Consider the following 15,594-nt stretch of genomic DNA (forward strand, 5'->3'; position numbering starts at 1 on the left):
GAACGGTTTTCGCCATCATGGTGTCGTCGTCCAGACTCCACGGCTACGGGGTCCGCTGGGACCCCGGTGCCCGGTGCTACCGGGTGCGCAACGAGGTCACCGGGCAGTGGCTGCGCAGCGGCTCCAGCGGTGAACTCGCCGGCTTCCACTCGTTTTGCGCCGCGTTCTCGGCGTGGCGCCTGTTCGAGGTGCACCGCAGGACCGGTGGGTGATGGGGCCGATCCTGGACCGTGCGACGGCCGAACAGCGGCGTGAGGCCGCCCTGGTGGCCGACGACCTGGCGGCCGTCCTCGCGCTCGCCGGGGCGAAGTTGCCGTCCCTGGAGGTGGACTGGGACTTCGGGCGCCGCACCGGCTGCTACCTGATCTCCCTCGGCGCCGCCCGCACCGCCGAAGTGCTGCGCATCGTCGAGCTGTTGCGCAAGGGCCTGCACTACGAGCACCTCGCCGCCGCCGAAGAAGGACGGTGACTGCCTTGCCCGACCCCCGGCTTCACGCCGAAGCGCCCGTGTGCCGGCTCGGCTGCCTCGTCCTGGTGCGCGACGTGCGCGGGGATGTCCTGCTCGTCGACCCCGACCACCTGGACGGGCTGATCCTGCCCGGCGGCGCCGCCCGGCCCGACGAGGCGCCGCACGAGGCCGCCGCCCGCCACCTGTTCGCGCAGACCGGTCTCGTCCGGCGCCTCACGCACGTCCTGGCCGTCGACTTCGCCTGCGCCGACCGCTACCCGCAGCGCCTGGGCCTCGTCTTCGACGGCGGTGTCACCGGCGGCCGGCCCATCGGTGCGCGTTTCGTGCCCGTGCGGCGGATCGGGCAGGTCATGGCCCCGGCGCAGGCCGCCCGCGTCACGCAGGCGCTGACGGGCCGTGCCGTGCCGCTGCTCCTGCACGGCCAGCGCGCCGCCTGAACCCACCGGGGACGGGCGCCGCGGGGCCCGGTGCCCCCGTGCCCGCAACGCCCGCACGAGTGGCCGCCGGGCCGGACCGCCCGGAACCGGACGCCCCGGGGACAACGCCCGGAGCGCCGCGAGGACGGGGCACCGGGCCCCGCACGGGACGGGGCGGGCGCAGCGACGGGCGGGCAGGCGGGGCGGGGTGTGGGGTGTGGGGGTGTCAGGCGGCGGCGAGGGCCGGGCGTGGGGTGCGGGTGAGGCAGTCGTCGGTGAAGGCGAGGGCGCGCAGGTGGTAGGGGCGGGCGGCGTGGCCCAGGGACAGGTTGTGGCCGGCGCCGTGGGCGGTGGTGAGGCGGGCCAGGCCTTCGGGGAAGGCCCGGGTGAGGGCGGTGCGGGCGGGCGGGTCCAGGCGCCACCAGGTCTCGTGGTCGGCGAGGGTCAGGCGGACGGGGACGCGGACGCGGGCGGCCAGGGTGGTGTAGCGGGTGTGCCAGGTGGCCAGTTCGCGGGATTCGAGGGCGGGGACGGGGGTGAGCAGGGTGCGGGCGGCGTGGAAGGTGCCGGGCGGGTAGAGGTGCAGGGGGCCCCAGTTGAGGCGGCCGCCGCCGGCGAGGTCGTCGGGCCGGTCCCACGCGCCGGGGGCGTAGTGCTGGGCGAGGCCGGAGATGTCGACGCCGAGCAGGGGCAGGGCGGGGTCGTCGGGCCAGTGGGCGGCGAGCTGGAGGGCGATCTTTCCGCCGAAGGAGTGGGCGAGGAGCTGGACGCCGGCGCCGACGGGGTGGGCGCGGGCGTAGTCGGTGAGGGCGGCGTGCAGGGTGGCGGCCTGGTCGGCGATGAGCTGGCCGTGGGGCAGGCGGCGGGCGGAGGCGCCGTGGCCGGGGCGGTCGGGGGCGAGCACGGTGTAGCCGAGGCGGGCGGCCAGGGTGAGCAGGTCGGTGTCCGGGTGGGCGGGGCCGGCGAAGTAGGCGGCGCGCATGCCGCGTCCGTGGATGGCCAGCAGCAGGGCCTTGGGCTCACCGGCGGACCCGGCCGCAGTGGCGGATCCGGCGGGTGCGGCGGGGGGTTCGGCGACCAGGGCGGAGACGGGGATGCCGTCGGCGTCGAGGACCAGTGAGCGCACCAGGGGGCTCGGAGCGGGGGCGTGCCTCATGCGGTCACCGCCCGGCGGGCGGCGTCGAGGCGGGCGGCATCGAGCCCGGCGGCTTCGGGTCGGGCGGCATCGAGCCCGGCGGCATCGAGCCGGGCGGCATCGAGGCGGGCGGCATCGAGGCGGGCGGCGTCGAGCCGGGCGGTCCAGGTGCCCACATCGCCCTGGCGCATGAGGGAGGTGCCGATCAGCAGGCCCGCGTAGCCGGCGTCCAGGAGGCGGGCGCCGTCGGCCGGGTCGGTGATGGCGGAGGCGGAGACGGGGGCGCGGGTGCCGCACGCGCGCAGGGCGGGCAGCAGGCGCAGGGAGCGGGTGAGGTCGCCGGTGTCGCGTTCGCGGCGGCGGATGTCCTTGTTGTTGACGGCGATCACGCACGCCTCGGGGCGGGTGAGGCGCTCCAGTTCGGCTTCTTCGGTGATCTCGACGAAGGGGGTGAGGCCGAGGCCGAGGGCGGCGGTGATCAGGCGGCGCAGGGAGGCGGCGGGCAGCAGGGCGGCGGTGAGCAGGACGGCGGAGGCGCCGAGGGCGGCGGCGGCCTCCAGCTGGGCGGGGCGGGTGAGGAAGTCCTTCTGCAGGACGGGCAGGGAGGTGGTGGCGGTGACCTCGCGCAGCAGGCGGGGGGTGCCGCCGAACCAGCGGCCGGTGACCACCGACAGGCAGGGGGCGCCGGCCTGTTCGTAGCGGGTGACGAGGTCGGTGACGGTGCGCGGGCCGAGCAGGTCGGCGCCGTGGGGGTCGCGGAGCTTGATCTCCATGACCAGGGGGCGGTCGGCGGCGAGCAGCGCGTCCAGGAACCGGGTGGAGGCGGACGCGACTTCGGGGGCGGGCCCGGCAGCGGGCGGGGACGGGGCGGCGGGCAGGGAGGGGGCGGCGGTCATGGTCGGGGGTCCTCGGGAGACGGCGGCGGGAGGGACGGCTGGTGCGGGTGCCAGGCGCGGGTGAGGGCGGTGAGGGCCTCGCGGGTGAAGCGGCCGGCGCCGTCGCGGGCGGCGGTGTCGATGTCGGCGCCCGCGTACAGGGGGTGTTCGGTGACGGTGGTGTAGGCGGGGCGGTTGCCGGCGTTCAGGCCGCCGGCGAGGAGGAAGGGGATGCTCAGGCGCGGCAGCAGGGCGTGGACGTCGGCGGGCCGCAGGGGGTGGCCGGTGGAGCCGACGCGGCCGTCGTCGGTGACGGTGTCCAGGAGGAACAGGTCGCATCCGGCGCGTTCGAAGGCCCGGATGAAGGGGCGTTCCAGGCAGCGGCCGCGGGCCAGGTGCAGGACCTTGACGAGGACGGCGTGGGGCAGGCGCCGGCGCAGGTCGGCGACGACGGCGGGCGGCTGGTAGGCGTGGAGCTGGATCCAGCGCACGCCGGCGTCGGCGGCCAGGCGGGCCAGGGCGGCGGCGTCGTCGAGGAAGGTGACCAGGACCGGTTCCAGGCCGCTGCCGTGGGCGGCGGCGGCCAGCCGGACCAGGCGCTCGGCGCTGAGGTCGGCCGGTCCCCCGGGCACGCCGTGCCACAGGCCCACCAGGGTGGGGCCGCCGGCGGCGAGCAGGGCGACGTCGGCGGCGGTGCGCGCCCCGCACACCTTCAGGTGACGCAGGCCCGGGCGCGGGGCGGGCGCCGGGCGCCGCGCGACGGCGGTGCCCGGGGGCGCCGGCAGGACGGGCGGGGCCGGCGGGAAGGACGGGAAGGACAAGAAGGGCGGGGAGGACGGGCCCGGCGGGGAGGGCGGGGAGGGCAGGGCGTTCATTTGCCGAGTCCGAGCATCGCGGCGATGCGGTTGTACTGGATCTCGTTGCTGCCGGAGTAGATGGTGCCGGCGACCGCGTTGCGCACGTCCTTCTCCAGCCCGTACTCCGACATGTAGCCGTTGCCGCCGAAGACCTGGACAGCGGCCAGCGAGGTGGCGAGGTTGGACTCGCTGGTGAGGAGCTTGGCGATGGCCATGTCGACGGTGACGTTCTCGCCGGCCTCCAGGCGCTGGGCGGTGTCGTAGAGCCACTTGCGGGCGGTCTCCAGGCGGATCTTGGTGTCGACGATCTTGTTGGCGACCGACTGGTAGGAGCCGATGGGCTTGCCGAAGGACATCCGGGTCTTGGCGTAGTCCAGGCAGCGGGCCAGGCGGTGCTGCATCTCGCCGGTGTTGACGATGAAGGAGTAGAGGATCTCGCGCTTCATGACGTGGTCCAGGACGAGGAAGCCGCCGCCGACGCGGCCCAGGACGCGGTCGGCGGGCACCCGTACGTCGTCGAGGTAGACCTCGGACAGCGGGGAGGTGCGCAGGCCCATCTTCCTGATGGGCTTGCCGGTGCTCAGGCCCGGCATGCCGCGGTCCAGGAGGAAGGCGGTCACGCCGAGCGCGCCGCCCTGGGGGTGGGTGCGGGCGTAGACGACGATGACGTCGGCGACGGGGCCGTTGGAGACGAAGGTCTTGGCGCCGGTGAGGACGAAGTGGTCGCCGTCGCGCACCGCGCGGGTGCGCATCTGCATGGCGTCCGAGCCGCCCTCGGACTCGGTGATGGCGTGCGCGCCGATCGCCTCGCCGGAGGCGATGCGCGGCAGGTAGGCCTCCTTGAGGGCGGGCGAGCCGAAGGCCTGCAGGGGCACGCCGGTGGAGGCCATGGAGGTGGTGACGCAGAAGTTGAGGCCGCCGTCGCGGCAGTGCTGCCCCAGGCCCTCCAGGACGTACATGGTGGTCAGCAGGGACTGTCCGAGCCCGCCGTGGGCCTCGTCGAAGGGCAGGGACAGGATCCCGGTCTTCTGGATCAGGCGCCATTTGTCGTGGGAGAAGGCGGCCTGCTCGTCGCCTTCGATGTGGCCGGCGCTCAGGTCGTCACCGAAGCGGGCCAGTGCCTCGCGCAGGGCGTCCTGGTCGGCGTTCCAGCGGATCACGGTGGTGCCGCCTTCCTCCCGGGCCTGCCGCTCACGGGGGCCCGGGGTGTCCAACCGGCGCGGGGCGCACCGGCGTTCAGTGGCTTGACTCGCTTGACGGGCATGACGGGCTTGACTCGTTTGACGGGCTTGACGGGCCTGCCTCGTTTGACGGGCTCGCGGGCGTGACTCGCTTGACGGGCTTGCGGGCCCGGCTCGTGGGCCGGGCTTGCGGGTTTGACCCGCTTGACGGGCGTGGCCCGTCCGGCGGGCCCGGGCCGGCTTCGGCTCGCCTCGGCCGGCCCCGGCTGTGCGGCCGTCGCTCTAGTAGGCGGAGGAGTTGTGGGCGTCGAGCTGGTGGACCTCGTCGCCGCGCAGGGCCGGGGAGAAGACGCACACCAGGCGCATGTCCTCGTGGGGGGAGGCGACGAGGTAGTGGGCGTCGTGCTCGTCCAGGGCGTACAGGCGCCCGGGGGTGATGGGGTGGGCGTTGCCGTCCATGTCGACGACCTCGCCGGAGCCGGCGATGCAGTAGCAGGCTTCGAGGTGGTTGCGGTACTCCAGGCGGGACTTGGTGCCGGCGTTGACGATGGTGTCGGTGAGGCTGTAGCCGAGGCCGTCGCTCTCCACAAGGAAGCGGCGGGACAGGCCGTTGCCCCACTCGACGGTCTTCACGTCGTCAAGGTCGCGGATCAGCATGCGGGTTCTGCCTCTCTGGTGGCGGGGGTGAGGGTGACGGCGGTGCCGGTCGTGCCGGCGGCCGCGCCGGTCGTGGTGCCGGTGGTGGTGCGGGTGGGTCCGCCCGCCCGCGGGGGGTGGGGCGGGCGGAGTTCACGGAGGAAGGCGCGCAGCGCCGCGAGGGGGTCGGTGCCGGTGTTCAGGGCGGCCTCGACGCGTTCGACGGCGGCGGAGCCGACGACGGCCGCGCGGGCGCCGGTGGCGGCGACGGCCTCCAGGTCGGTGGCGGTGCGCACGCCGAAGCCGATGGCGACGGGGGTGTGGGGGGCGGCCCGGTTGAGGGCGGCGACGGTGGCCTTCAGGGTGCGGTGGCCGGCGGCGGGTGCGGTGCCCGAGCGTCCGTAGTGGGCGACCAGGTAGACGTAGGCGCCGTGGGCGGTGCGGGCGGCCTCGGTGAGGACGCCGGGGCCGGAGGTGGCGTAGCAGGTGGCGACCTGGGGCAGGCCGGCGTCGCGGCAGGCCTGCTGCCAGGCGGGGCGCTGGCGCGGGGGCAGGGCGTGGACGAGCAGGGCGTGGGCGCCGGCGGCGGCGATGGCGCGGGCGGTGTGTCCGGGGTCCGGGCGGCGCAGGCTGTGGGACCAGTCGGCGAGCAGTGCGATCTTCAGGCGTCTGAGCTGCGGGACGAGGCCGGTGAGTTCGGCCAGGACGGTGTCCAGGGTGGTGCCGGTGGCCAGGGCGCGGGCGGCGGAGCGGCGGATGACGGGGCCGTCGGTGGGCGAGTTGGGGAAGGGGACGGCGAGTTCGAGGACTTCGACGCCTTCGTCGTCGAGCATGCGGGCGGTCTCGGCCAGGGGGGCGGGCGGGTCGCCGGCGTTGAGGAACACCGCGAGCGCGGGGTGCCCGTCGGGGCGCTTGGGCAGGAACGGGTGCTCGGGCGGGAACGGGTGCCCGGGCGGGAGCGGGTGCTCGGACGGGAGCGGGTGCCCGGGCGGGAACGGGGGCCCGGGCGGGAGCGGGTGGTCAGACACCGGCCACCGCCTTGTCCCCCGCCGTCGTCGTGCGGGCCGCCGTGAGTGCCGTGGCCGTCTTGCCGGGGGTGCGCAGGCGCTGGGCCAGGGCGCGGGGGGCGCCGTCGGCGAGGGCGGCGAGGGCGGTGGCGTGGGCGGTGGGCCAGTGGGTGTGGCGTCCGGAGGCGATCGCGAGGGCGGCGGCGTTGAGGGCGATGGTGTGGGTGGCGGCGCGGCCGGCGCGGCCGGCGAGGGCGTCGAGGAAGTGGCCGGTCAGGTCGCCGGGGTGGGGGGCGAGGTCGGCGAGGGTGCCGGTGTCGGGGGCGAGGGAGCCGGCGGGCAGGTGGATGGTGGTGTGGGGGGTGTGGAGGGTGTTGTCGGCGAAGGGCAGGAGTTCGTCGGCGCCTTCGGTGTTGTGGGCCAGCCACACCTGGCGTCCGCTGCCGTGCGTGCCGGCGTGGGCGGTGAGGTCGCGCAAGGCGGTGAGGTCGCGCAGGGCGCTGAGGGGGGCGGTGGCGGAGACGCCGGTGAGCTGGGCGGTGACGGGGGCGGTGGCCAGGAAGGGGCCGAGGGCGTTGAGGAAGCGGCCGAAGGGCTTGAGGGTGAGCGGGTAGAGCAGGCGGGCCAGGCGGGTGAGGGCCGGCGGGTAGACGTGCGGGCCGGCGAAGGCGATGTTGTGGCGGGCCAGGTGGTCGGCGGTCTCGGTGTGGGAGGAGGTGAGGGTGATGCCCAGGCGTTCCAGCAGGTCGATGGAGCCGGCAGCGCTGGTGTAGGCGCGCGAGCCGGTCTTGACGACGGGTACGCCCATGCTGGCTGCGGTCAGGGCGGCGGCGGTGGAGAGGTTGAAGGTGGCCGGTCCGCCGCCGGTGCCGACGATGTTGGCGCTGCCCGGGTGGGCGGGGCCGGGGTCGGGGCTGCGTTCGGTGAGGGAGGTGGTGAGGGCGGCGAGGGTGGCGGTGTCGGGCAGGCGGGTGGCGAGGCTGGCCAGCAGGGCCGCCGCCTGGGCCCGGTCGCTGTCGCGGGCCGGGCCCTGGGCGGCGCCCTCCAGCCGGTCCCACCACGAGCGCCAGGTGTCCAGGGGGACGGGCCGGGCGGCGATCAGGGCGGTGAGGGCCGGGTGCACGGGGATCAGCCGCCGGCGACGGTGGCGGCCAGCGCGCGGCGCTGGGCGATGAAGGCGTCGATCGCCTGCACGGAGCGGAAGTTGTTCGGGTCGAGGTCGGTGTCGTCGACCGGCAGGGCGAAGTGGTCCTCGACCCAGGCGATCAGCTTCAGGACGCCGAGGCTGTCGATGACGCCGTCGGTGAGCAGGTCGTGGTCGTCGGCGAGCTGCTCGGGGGTGACGTCGGGCAGGAACTCCTCGATCAGGAACTTCTTGATCTGCGCGATGTTGTTCATGGTGGTCGCAACTCCCTTGAAAGGTTCGTGACTTCCGGAAAACAGGACTTCGGACGGCAGGGCTCCGGGTGTGCCGGTCGGCCGGCGGGCTGGTCAGCCGGCGGGCCGGGCGGTGTGGGGGGCTGTGCCGGCGAGGACGGCCTTGCGGTCGACCTTGCCGGTGGGGGTCTTGGGCAGCGGGGTGTCGTGGATGGCCAGGCGTTCGGGCACGGCGGCGCGCGGCAGGTTGGCGGCCAGGTGTTCGCGCAGGGTGAGGGTGTTGAGGGCGGAGCCGGGGGTGCGGTGGACGGCGGCGTGCAGGCGCTTGCCGGTCAGCGGGTCGCTCTCGGCGGCGACGGCGGCCTCGCGGACCTCGGGGTGGGCGAGCAGGACGCGTTCGACCTCGGCGGTGTTGACGGCGACTCCGCGGACCTTGACCTGGAAGTCGGCGCGTCCGGTCAGGTGCAGGCGGCCCTGGGCGTCGCGTACGGCGAGGTCGCCGGTGCGGAACCAGCGCCGGCCTTCTCCGGCGCCGTCGGGCCGGGTGGTGAAGCGGCCGGCGTCGCGGGAGCGGTCGAGGTAGCCGGCGGCCTGGAAGGGCGTGGAGACGTACAGTTCGCCGCTGCCGGGGCCGGTCACGGGGGTGCCGTCGGGGGCGGCGAGCAGGGTGCGCACGCCGGGCAGCGGGGTGCCGATGGGCACCGGCAGGGCGGCGGTGGCGTCCAGGGCGTCGAGTTCGTGCAGGAAGCTGTCGTTGGTCTCGGTGCAGCCGTAGATGTTGTAGAGGCGCGCGGCGGGCAGCAGGGCGGGCAGCGCGGCCAGGGTGCGGGCGTCGATCGCGTCGCCGGTGAACGCGGCGTGCTCGACGCTGTCCAGCACCGTGGCGCCGCCCGGGCCCTGGGAGGCGGCCTGGGTGAGCAGGGCGTAGCACAGGGGGACGGCCTGCAGGACGTGGGGGCGGTGGCGGGTGAGCTGGGTGAGGAGGTGGCGGGCGGACAGGGCGTGGGCGGGGTCCAGGAGCAGGACGGTGCCGCCGGCGGCGAGGGTGGCCCAGACGTCGAGCAGGCACAGGTCGAAGTTGAGGGGGGCGTAGTTGGCGACGACGCGGCCGGGGCCGAGGTCGAAGGTGTCGTGGGCCCAGGCGGTGAAGCGGTCGACGGCGCTCTGGGCGAGGGGGACGATCTTGGGCAGGTCGGTGGAGCCGGAGGTGGTGAGCATGAAGGAGGTGCCGGCGGCGAGGGTGGGCACGCCGGGGTGGGTGGTGGCGGGCAGGGCGGGGGGCCGGCGGCCGGCGGGGGTGAGCAGGTGGCGGGCGCCGGCCTGGGTGTGGAGGGCGGCGAGCAGGGCGGGGGCGAGCTGGGGGGAGGGCAGCAGGAAGGGGCGGCGTTCGGTGAGGCAGGCCAGGACGAGGGCGACGGCTTCGGGGGATTTGGTGGCGTGCAGGGCCACGGGTTCGCCGGGGGCGAGGTCCAGGGCGCGCAGGCGCCGGCGTTCGCGGCCGGTGAGGTGGGCGAGTTCGCGGTAGGTGACGGCGCGGTCGTGCCAGAGCAGGGCGGTGGCGTCGGGGCGGCGGCGGGCGTGGTGGGCGAACGCGTCGGGCAGGGACAGCGGCGGCACCGCGGCGGGGGCGTCTGGGGTGGTCATGGCGGGTCACTCCCCTGCCGGGGCGATGGTCGCCCAGCCGGCCTTGACGGCGGTGGCGGTGGCCGTGGCGGTGGTGGTGGCGAGGGTGAAGCGCACGACGGTGCCCCGGTCGTGGGGGTGCAGGGTCAGGTGCAGCGGGGTGCCGGGGGTGACGGGGGCGGCGAAGCGGGCGCCGAGGGCGGTGATGCGGGTGGGGTCGCCTGCGGCGTGGCGGTCGGTGATCTCTTCGGCGGCCAGGGCGAGCAGGTGCATGCCGTGGGCGATGGCCGAGGGGAAGCCGGCGGCGCGGGCGGCGTGGTCGTCGAGGTGGATGGGGTTGAGGTCGCCGGCGGCGTGGGCGTAGGCGCGCACGTCGGCGGGGGTGAGGGTGTGGGTGAGGGTGTGGGGTCCGGTGTCGGGGGTGGTGCCGGGGTGGGCGGTGGGGGGCAGGGCGCCGTGGGGGGTGATGCGGGTGGCGCCCAGGAGGAGGGCGGCGGTGGTGAGTTCGGCGAGCAGGGTGCCGTGGGGGGTGGTGAGGCGGGTGGTGAGGGCGATGCGGGTGCCGCGCGGCTCACGGCGGGCGGCGGTGACGGTGACCTCGACGTCGGTGCCGGTGGCGGCGTCGGTGGCGGGCGGCAGCGGGTGGTGGGTGCGGATCTCCTGGGCGAGGTGGACGACGCCGGTGAAGGCGTCCTCGTCGGCGGTGAGGGCGGCGACCGTGTGCTGGGCGAGGGTGTGGGCGAGGACGAACGGGTGGGCGGGGGATGCGAGTTGGGCGGCGGGGCCGGTGGCGGGGGGCAGGCCGGTGCGGGCGGCGGTGCGGTAGGCGGCCAGGGCTTCGGCGGTGACGGGCACGCGGGTGCGGAACACCGGGGCGGCGTGCGCCGGGTCCGTCGCGGGCTGTGCCGTCGGGGCCGGGGCCGGGGCGGCGGGGGTGGGGGTCGTGGTCATGCGGGGGTCACCACCAGGGTCGAGTTGTGGCCGCCGAATCCGAAGGAGTTGGACAGGGCCGCGCCGGGGCGGATCGGGCGGGGGCGGGTGTGGACGACGTCGAGGTCCAGGCCCGCTTCGGTGGTTTCGTGGTTGGCGGTGGGCGGGACCAGGCGGTTGGTCATGGCCTGGATGGCGGCGATGAGTTCGACGGCGCCGGCGGCGCCGATCAGGTGGCCGATGACGCCCTTGGTGGAGGTGACGGGCACCGCGTGGGGGCCGAAGACGGTGCGCAGGGCGGCGGCTTCGGCGCGGTCGTTGTGGATCGTGGCGGTGCCGTGGGCGTTGACGTGCGTGATGTCGGCGGGGGTCAGGCCGGCGTCGGTGAGGGCGGCGCGCATGGCGGCGGTGGCGCCGGCGCCGTCGGGGCGGGGGTTGGCCAGGTGGTAGGCGTCCGCGCTGGAGCCGTAGCCGGCCAGCAGGGCGTAGGGGGTGCGGTGGCGGGCGCGGGCGTCGTCCAGGCGTTCCAGGACCAGGAAGCCGGCGCCTTCGCCCATGACGAAGCCGTCGCGGTGGGTGTCGAAGGGGCGGGAGGCGCGGGCGGGGTCGGCGTTGCGCTGGGAGTGGGCGCCGAGGTTGCCGAACGCGGCGAGGGTGACGGGGGTCAGGGTGGCCTCGCAGCCGCCGGCGATCACGACGTCGGCGCGGCCGGTGGCCAGGAGCATCGCGCCGTGGCCGATGGCGTCGGCGCCGGAGGCGCAGGTGGTGGCGATCGTCAGGGCCGTCCCGCTCCAGGACAGGCGCATGGCGATCTGGGCGGCCGCGGCGTTGGGCATGGTGATCAGCGGCATCAGCGGCGAGACCCGCAGGGGGCCGTGCTGGGTGTAGGCGGCGGACTCGCGGTCGCTGGTGGTGCGTCCGCCGACCGCGTTGCCGACGACGATGGCCGAGCGCCCGGGCCCGGGGTGGGGGGAGCCGGCGTCGCGGTGGGCGGCGAGGGCGGCCAGGGTGGCGTAGTGGGCGAAGGGGTCCAGGCGGCGGGCGTCCTTGGCGGGCAGCGCCGGGTCGTGCGGCAGGGCGGTGACGGGGCAGCCCAGGCGTACCCGGTGGCGGGCCAGGGCCGGGTCGGTGAGGGCGCGTGCGGTGGAGCGTCCCTGGCTGACCGTCTGCCAGAACTCCTGCAGGCTGTGGCCGGCGGGGCTGATGACGCCCAGGCCGGTGACCGCGATCTCGGGCCGTACGGGCCGCGCGGGCCGCGCGGGGGTTGCGGGCCGGTCGCGTTCCGGGGAGCGCGGGGGCTGCGGGGAGTGCGGGTGGGGTGGCGGGGTGGGGGCTGGCATGCGGGTCGTCCTCCCTTCGGCCGGGCGGCGCGGGTCAGATGAGGCCGGTCTGGGCGGCGGCGGTCAGGAACGCGTCGGCGGCGAAGTCGATGTCGGCGGCGCTGTGGCGGGCGGTGACCGCGATCCGCAGGCGGGCCAGGTCGTTGGGCACCGCGGGGGTGACCACCGGCAGGCCGATCACCCCGGCCTTGCGGCAGGCGGTGGCGTAGTCGTAGGCGGCGTCGTCGGAGCCGGCGATGACCGGGATGACGGCGGTTCGGCTGTCCATGGTGCGGATGCCCGCCGCGTTCAGGCGCGAGCGCAGGCGTTCGGCCTGGGTCTGGATGTGGGTGACGCGCTCGGGCTCGCGGCGCAGGATCCGCAGGCACTCCAGCGCGGCGCCGGTCTGCGCGGGGCCCAGCGCCGCGGAGAACAGGAACGGGCGGGCGGCGTAGCGCAGGTGGCCGATCAGGTCGGCGCTGCCGGCGACCCAGCCGCCCATGGAGGGGATGGCCTTGGAGAGGGTGCCGAGCTTGACGTCGACGCGGTAGCGGTGGCCGAAGTGCTCCTCGATGCCGCCGCCGCGCGGGCCGATCACGCCCAGGGCGTGGGCCTCGTCGACCATCAGCAGCGCGCCGTGGCGGTCGCAGACCTCGCGCAGCTGCGGCAGCGGGGCGATGTCGCCGTCCATGGAGTAGACGCTGTCGACGATCACCAGGCGCACCCCGGTGGCGGAGGCGGCCTTCAGGCGGCGTTCCAGGTGCTCGACGTCGTTGTGGCGAAAACGCGTGACCGTCGCGCCCGACAGGCGGCAGCCGTCGACGATGCTGGCGTGGTCGTACTTGTCGATCAGGACGGTGTCGCCCTGGCCGACCAGGGCGCCGACGGTGCCGACGTTCGCCGCGTAGCCGGAGCCGAACACCAGCGCCCGCTCGCGGCCGGCGAAGCGGGCGACCTCCGCCTCCAGCTCCTCGTGCAGCGGGATCGTGCCGGCCAGGGCGCGCACGCCGTGGTTGCCGGTGCCGTAGACGTCCAGGGCGGCCTTGGCCGCGGCCACCACCCGCTCGTCGCCGGCCAGTCCGAGGTAGCTGTACCCGGACATCATGAGCAGGCGCTCGCCGTCCAGGTCGCAGTAGGCGCTGTCGCGTTCCATCGTGTAGGCGACGAAGCTGTTGCGGCGCGAGGCGTCGAACTCCAGCGCGCCGACGCGCTCCAGCGTCTGGTCCAGCTTCGGCTGAAGGCGCTGCCATGCTGCGGTGGCCATACTGCTCACTCCTCACGGGCAAGGGGGATGCGGGGACGGGGCGGCGGGGAAACCGGCCGGGGGGGCGGCGGGGGGGGCGGGGGCCGGGGGGGGGGGGGGGGGGGGGGGGGGGCGGGGGGGGGGGGGGCGGGGGGGGGGGGGCCGGGGGCGGGGGGGCCGGGGGTGCGGGTGCCGTGTTCCCGGGGGCGCCTGGTGCCTTTGGTTCCCGGGGTGCTTTTGCCGGGGGCGGTGCCCCCTTTTCCCCTGTACGGGCTTTCCCGGGTGCGGGGTTTCCCGGTGCCGGGTTTTCGGGTGCGGGTTTTCTCGAAGCGTCCACGCGGGGTGCTCAAGGATGGCTACATTTCTACGGCAGGAAGCGCAAGGCGGCCGCAACAGCCCGATTCCCGGCCTGCGGTAACGCTCTGACGTGCGGAAACCCTGCGCCTACGACGCATGGACCGGCCGGTGGGTATGTTTCGCCGACCGGTGTTGACACCGCGCAAGCAGCCGAATGTATGGTCGAAATCCGCCGGAACGAAAAACCGAACGGCTGGTCGGCGTTGCATTTTCCGGTCCGGGTTTCTTTCCAGGGCCCGCGGCCCGGCACCGCCGCCCGCGGGCCGCGCCGCGGCTCAAGGGGGTTGGAGCTATGTTGAACGGCTTGCGGGACGACGGGGCGCCGGGCAGATCGGGGGCGCCGTCATGCTGATCCGCCTGACCGGCCTGGTGACCGTCGAACACGAGGGCGCCGCCCCGCAGCACCTGTCCGGCGCCCAGGCGCAGGTGGCCTTCGCCCGTCTGGTGCTGGAGCGCTTCGCCGGCACCGGGCGCGACGCGCTGGCCGACACCGTGTGGCCCGACGGCCTGCCCGACACGTGGGCCTCGGCGCTGCGCAGCGTGGTCTCCCGGGTGCGGGCGTTCGTCGCCGCCCCGGGCCAGGGGCCGGGGGCGACGCCGCTGGTCTCCCAGGGCGGGCGCTACGTGCTGCGCCTGCCGGCGGACGCGGCGGTGGACGTGGAGGTGGCGGCGAGCGCGGTCGGCGAGGCCGGCGAGGCGTTCGGCGCCGGCGCCTACCCGGTGGCACAGCAGCTGGCGGCCGGCGCGATCGCGAACCTGCGCGGTTCCTTCCTGCCCGACCACGACGGCGAGTGGGCGTGCGGGGTGCGCGACCACGTCGACGAACTGCGCATCTGCGCCCTGGAGACGGCGAGCCTGTCGGCCTCCGCGCTGGGCGAGGAGCACCACGCGCTGCGCTGGGCGGAGGAGGCGGTGCGCCGGGCCCCGTTCCGCGAGAGCGCCTACCGCTGCCGGATGGCCGCGCTGGCCGCGGCCGGCAACCGGGCCGAGGCGCTGCGCTGCTACCAGCAGCTGCGTCAGGTCCTCGCGGAGGAGCTGGGCATCGACCCGGGCCCCGAGTCCCAGGACATGTACCTGTCGCTGCTGCGCTCCCCCGCCCCGGCCGCCGACACGCCCCTCCCGACCCCGGGCCCGGCTGCGGTGGCGGTGGCGGGCGCCGCGCCGGGCTCCGCGCCGGGCTCCGCGCCGGCCGCGGGTCCGGCCGCGGGTCCGGCGGTGCCCGCGGTGGACCCGGTGCTGATGGGGATCTTCGAGCCCCTGCCGCCGGGGCGCTGGAGCCGCTCCGGGCCCCCGGTGCGCGCCGCCTGACACCCCGCCGCCCCCGGGGGCGCCCGGGGGCGGGCCCCTCTCCGTCCCTCTCCGTCCCTCTCCGCGTCTCTCCGTCCCTCTCCGTGTCTCTCCTCTGTCTGCCGCTCCGGTGTTTGCCCTCCGTTTCCCCCGCTTCCCTCTCTTTCCCGCCCCGTCCCTCCCCGGTCCCTCTCCGGTTCTTCGCGGGTTCTTCGCGGGTTCTTCGCCGGGGATGTCCCCGGCGTGTTGCGGGGCTGTTGCGGTGGGCGGGCGGGCCCCGTGCGGGAGGGTGGGCGTAGTAGCGTCATGACCCGAAGTCGCGCACCGCGCGCGGCGGTTCACGACGACGGACCGAACGGACGGGGGCCTGGATTTTGGGAAGGGGTGGTGGGTGTGGGACGGACACGCGCTACGGCGCGGGTGATCGAGCACCCGGGCGTGGAGGACCTGAGCGTCCAGCAGGTACTGGAGGCGCTGGCGGACCCCGCCCGCAGATCGGTGGTCTGCCGGCTGGCCCGCGAGGACGCTGACCTCAGCTGCGGCTCCTTCGAGCTGCCCGTCTCCCGTTCCACCTCCACCCACCACTTCAACGTCCTGCGCCAGGCCGGGCTGCTGCGCCAGTACTACGTGGGCACCACCAAGATGAACGCCCTGCGCAGCGAGGAACTCGAACACCGCTTCCCCGGGCTGCTCACCGCCGTCGTCGCCGCCGCGCACGCCGAAACCGCCCCGGGCCCGCCGGTGCGCGAGGCCGTGCGGCCCGGCTGACCCCGGGCCCGGGGGGGGGCGCCGGCCCCGGCGGCGCGCGGGGGGCGGGGGCGGCGGGCGCGGGGGGGGGGGGGCGCGGCGGCCGCGCCGCCCCCCCCCCCGCCGCCGCGCCCC

General features: G+C 76.0%; 17 protein-coding genes. 5 read left to right on the top strand and 12 right to left on the bottom strand.

Going from position 1 to position 15,594, the window contains the following annotated elements:
* The first annotated feature begins 17 nt into the window (after positions 1-17).
* Genes ACFV4G_RS29580 through ACFV4G_RS29590 form a run of 3 tightly spaced genes read left to right on the top strand, consistent with a single transcriptional unit; the run spans position 18 to position 906 of the window.
* Positions 18-212, top strand: a complete 195-nt coding sequence (locus tag ACFV4G_RS29580) for a hypothetical protein (protein WP_380445174.1) — start codon at positions 18-20, stop codon at positions 210-212.
* Positions 209-469 (top strand): hypothetical protein, encoded by a 261-nt coding sequence (locus tag ACFV4G_RS29585; RefSeq protein WP_380445175.1) that lies wholly within the window; start codon positions 209-211, stop codon positions 467-469. The genes ACFV4G_RS29580 and ACFV4G_RS29585 overlap by 4 nt, the downstream gene beginning before the upstream one ends.
* Positions 470-474: 5 nt before the next feature.
* Positions 475-906 (top strand): NUDIX domain-containing protein, encoded by a 432-nt coding sequence (locus ACFV4G_RS29590; protein ID WP_380445176.1) that lies wholly within the window; start codon positions 475-477, stop codon positions 904-906.
* A 205-nt stretch (positions 907-1,111) separates the two neighbouring features.
* Here the strand turns inward: ACFV4G_RS29590 and ACFV4G_RS29595 are convergent, their stop codons facing one another.
* From ACFV4G_RS29595 to ACFV4G_RS29650, 12 genes are all read right to left on the bottom strand, one after another.
* On the bottom strand, positions 1,112-2,041 hold the full coding sequence (locus tag ACFV4G_RS29595; RefSeq protein ID WP_380445177.1) for an alpha/beta hydrolase: 930 nt from the start codon (positions 2,039-2,041) through the stop codon (positions 1,112-1,114).
* Positions 2,038-2,916 (bottom strand): indole-3-glycerol-phosphate synthase, encoded by an 879-nt coding sequence (locus ACFV4G_RS29600; RefSeq protein WP_380445178.1) that lies wholly within the window; start codon positions 2,914-2,916, stop codon positions 2,038-2,040. Before ACFV4G_RS29600 ends, ACFV4G_RS29595 begins: the two co-directional genes overlap by 4 nt.
* On the bottom strand, positions 2,913-3,770 hold the full coding sequence (locus ACFV4G_RS29605) for an N-(5'-phosphoribosyl)anthranilate isomerase (protein ID WP_380445179.1): 858 nt from the start codon (positions 3,768-3,770) through the stop codon (positions 2,913-2,915). The genes ACFV4G_RS29600 and ACFV4G_RS29605 overlap by 4 nt, the downstream gene beginning before the upstream one ends.
* Positions 3,767-4,912 carry an acyl-CoA dehydrogenase family protein gene (locus ACFV4G_RS29610; RefSeq protein WP_380445180.1) on the bottom strand — a complete coding sequence of 382 codons (1,146 nt, stop codon included), beginning with the start codon at positions 4,910-4,912 and terminating at the stop codon, positions 3,767-3,769. The genes ACFV4G_RS29605 and ACFV4G_RS29610 overlap by 4 nt, the downstream gene beginning before the upstream one ends.
* 303 nt (positions 4,913-5,215) lie before the next feature.
* Positions 5,216-5,590, bottom strand: a complete 375-nt coding sequence (locus ACFV4G_RS29615; RefSeq protein ID WP_359973999.1) for an ectoine synthase — start codon at positions 5,588-5,590, stop codon at positions 5,216-5,218.
* Positions 5,584-6,597, bottom strand: coding sequence for a tryptophan synthase subunit alpha (gene trpA / locus ACFV4G_RS29620; RefSeq protein WP_380445181.1), 1,014 nt, complete (start codon positions 6,595-6,597; stop codon positions 5,584-5,586). Before trpA ends, ACFV4G_RS29615 begins: the two co-directional genes overlap by 7 nt.
* Positions 6,590-7,699 (bottom strand): hypothetical protein, encoded by a 1,110-nt coding sequence (locus ACFV4G_RS29625; protein ID WP_380445182.1) that lies wholly within the window; start codon positions 7,697-7,699, stop codon positions 6,590-6,592. The genes trpA and ACFV4G_RS29625 overlap by 8 nt, the downstream gene beginning before the upstream one ends.
* A 5-nt stretch (positions 7,700-7,704) precedes the next feature.
* Positions 7,705-7,974 (bottom strand): acyl carrier protein, encoded by a 270-nt coding sequence (locus ACFV4G_RS29630; RefSeq protein WP_380445183.1) that lies wholly within the window; start codon positions 7,972-7,974, stop codon positions 7,705-7,707.
* Positions 7,975-8,067: 93 nt separating this feature from the next.
* Entirely contained in the window at positions 8,068-9,597 is a 1,530-nt protein-coding gene (locus ACFV4G_RS29635; RefSeq protein WP_380445184.1) for an AMP-binding protein, read from the bottom strand.
* A 6-nt stretch (positions 9,598-9,603) separates the two neighbouring features.
* A complete protein-coding gene (locus ACFV4G_RS29640; RefSeq protein WP_380445185.1) occupies positions 9,604-10,527 on the bottom strand; it encodes a MaoC family dehydratase in 924 nt (307 codons plus the stop codon).
* On the bottom strand, positions 10,524-11,846 hold the full coding sequence (locus tag ACFV4G_RS29645) for a beta-ketoacyl-[acyl-carrier-protein] synthase family protein (protein WP_380445186.1): 1,323 nt from the start codon (positions 11,844-11,846) through the stop codon (positions 10,524-10,526). Before ACFV4G_RS29645 ends, ACFV4G_RS29640 begins: the two co-directional genes overlap by 4 nt.
* Positions 11,847-11,880: 34 nt before the next feature.
* A complete protein-coding gene (locus ACFV4G_RS29650) occupies positions 11,881-13,089 on the bottom strand; it encodes an aminotransferase class I/II-fold pyridoxal phosphate-dependent enzyme (protein ID WP_380445187.1) in 1,209 nt (402 codons plus the stop codon).
* Positions 13,090-13,770: 681 nt separating this feature from the next.
* Between ACFV4G_RS29650 and ACFV4G_RS29655 the strand changes: the two genes are divergently transcribed.
* Both ACFV4G_RS29655 and ACFV4G_RS29660 read left to right on the top strand, forming a co-directional pair.
* Positions 13,771-14,733: a BTAD domain-containing putative transcriptional regulator gene (locus tag ACFV4G_RS29655; protein ID WP_380445188.1), complete on the top strand. Its 963-nt coding sequence runs from the start codon at positions 13,771-13,773 to the stop codon at positions 14,731-14,733.
* 372 nt (positions 14,734-15,105) lie between these two features.
* Complete coding sequence (locus ACFV4G_RS29660) at positions 15,106-15,480, top strand: ArsR/SmtB family transcription factor (RefSeq protein ID WP_380445189.1); 375 nt, start codon at positions 15,106-15,108, stop codon at positions 15,478-15,480.
* The last annotated feature ends 114 nt before the right edge of the window (positions 15,481-15,594 follow it).

Source organism: Kitasatospora sp. NPDC059747 (assembly GCF_042732955.1).
Taxonomy (GTDB): Bacteria; Actinomycetota; Actinomycetes; order Streptomycetales; family Streptomycetaceae; genus Kitasatospora.

Bases quoted from the DNA above. Each gene is read 5' to 3' on its own strand.
- ACFV4G_RS29645 (WP_380445186.1), bottom strand. From the start codon at position 11,846: ATGCCAGCCCCCACCCCGCCACCCCACCCGCACTCCCCGCAGCCCCCG.
- ACFV4G_RS29605 (WP_380445179.1), bottom strand. From the start codon at position 3,770: ATGAACGCCCTGCCCTCCCCGCCCTCCCCGCCGGGCCCGTCCTCCCCG.
- ACFV4G_RS29630 (WP_380445183.1), bottom strand. From the start codon at position 7,974: ATGAACAACATCGCGCAGATCAAGAAGTTCCTGATCGAGGAGTTCCTG.
- ACFV4G_RS29635 (WP_380445184.1), bottom strand. From the start codon at position 9,597: ATGACCACCCCAGACGCCCCCGCCGCGGTGCCGCCGCTGTCCCTGCCC.
- ACFV4G_RS29595 (WP_380445177.1), bottom strand. From the start codon at position 2,041: ATGAGGCACGCCCCCGCTCCGAGCCCCCTGGTGCGCTCACTGGTCCTC.
- ACFV4G_RS29650 (WP_380445187.1), bottom strand. From the start codon at position 13,089: ATGGCCACCGCAGCATGGCAGCGCCTTCAGCCGAAGCTGGACCAGACG.
- ACFV4G_RS29640 (WP_380445185.1), bottom strand. From the start codon at position 10,527: ATGACCACGACCCCCACCCCCGCCGCCCCGGCCCCGGCCCCGACGGCA.
- ACFV4G_RS29600 (WP_380445178.1), bottom strand. From the start codon at position 2,916: ATGACCGCCGCCCCCTCCCTGCCCGCCGCCCCGTCCCCGCCCGCTGCC.
- ACFV4G_RS29615 (WP_359973999.1), bottom strand. From the start codon at position 5,590: ATGCTGATCCGCGACCTTGACGACGTGAAGACCGTCGAGTGGGGCAAC.
- ACFV4G_RS29580 (WP_380445174.1), top strand. From the start codon at position 18: ATGGTGTCGTCGTCCAGACTCCACGGCTACGGGGTCCGCTGGGACCCC.
- ACFV4G_RS29655 (WP_380445188.1), top strand. From the start codon at position 13,771: ATGCTGATCCGCCTGACCGGCCTGGTGACCGTCGAACACGAGGGCGCC.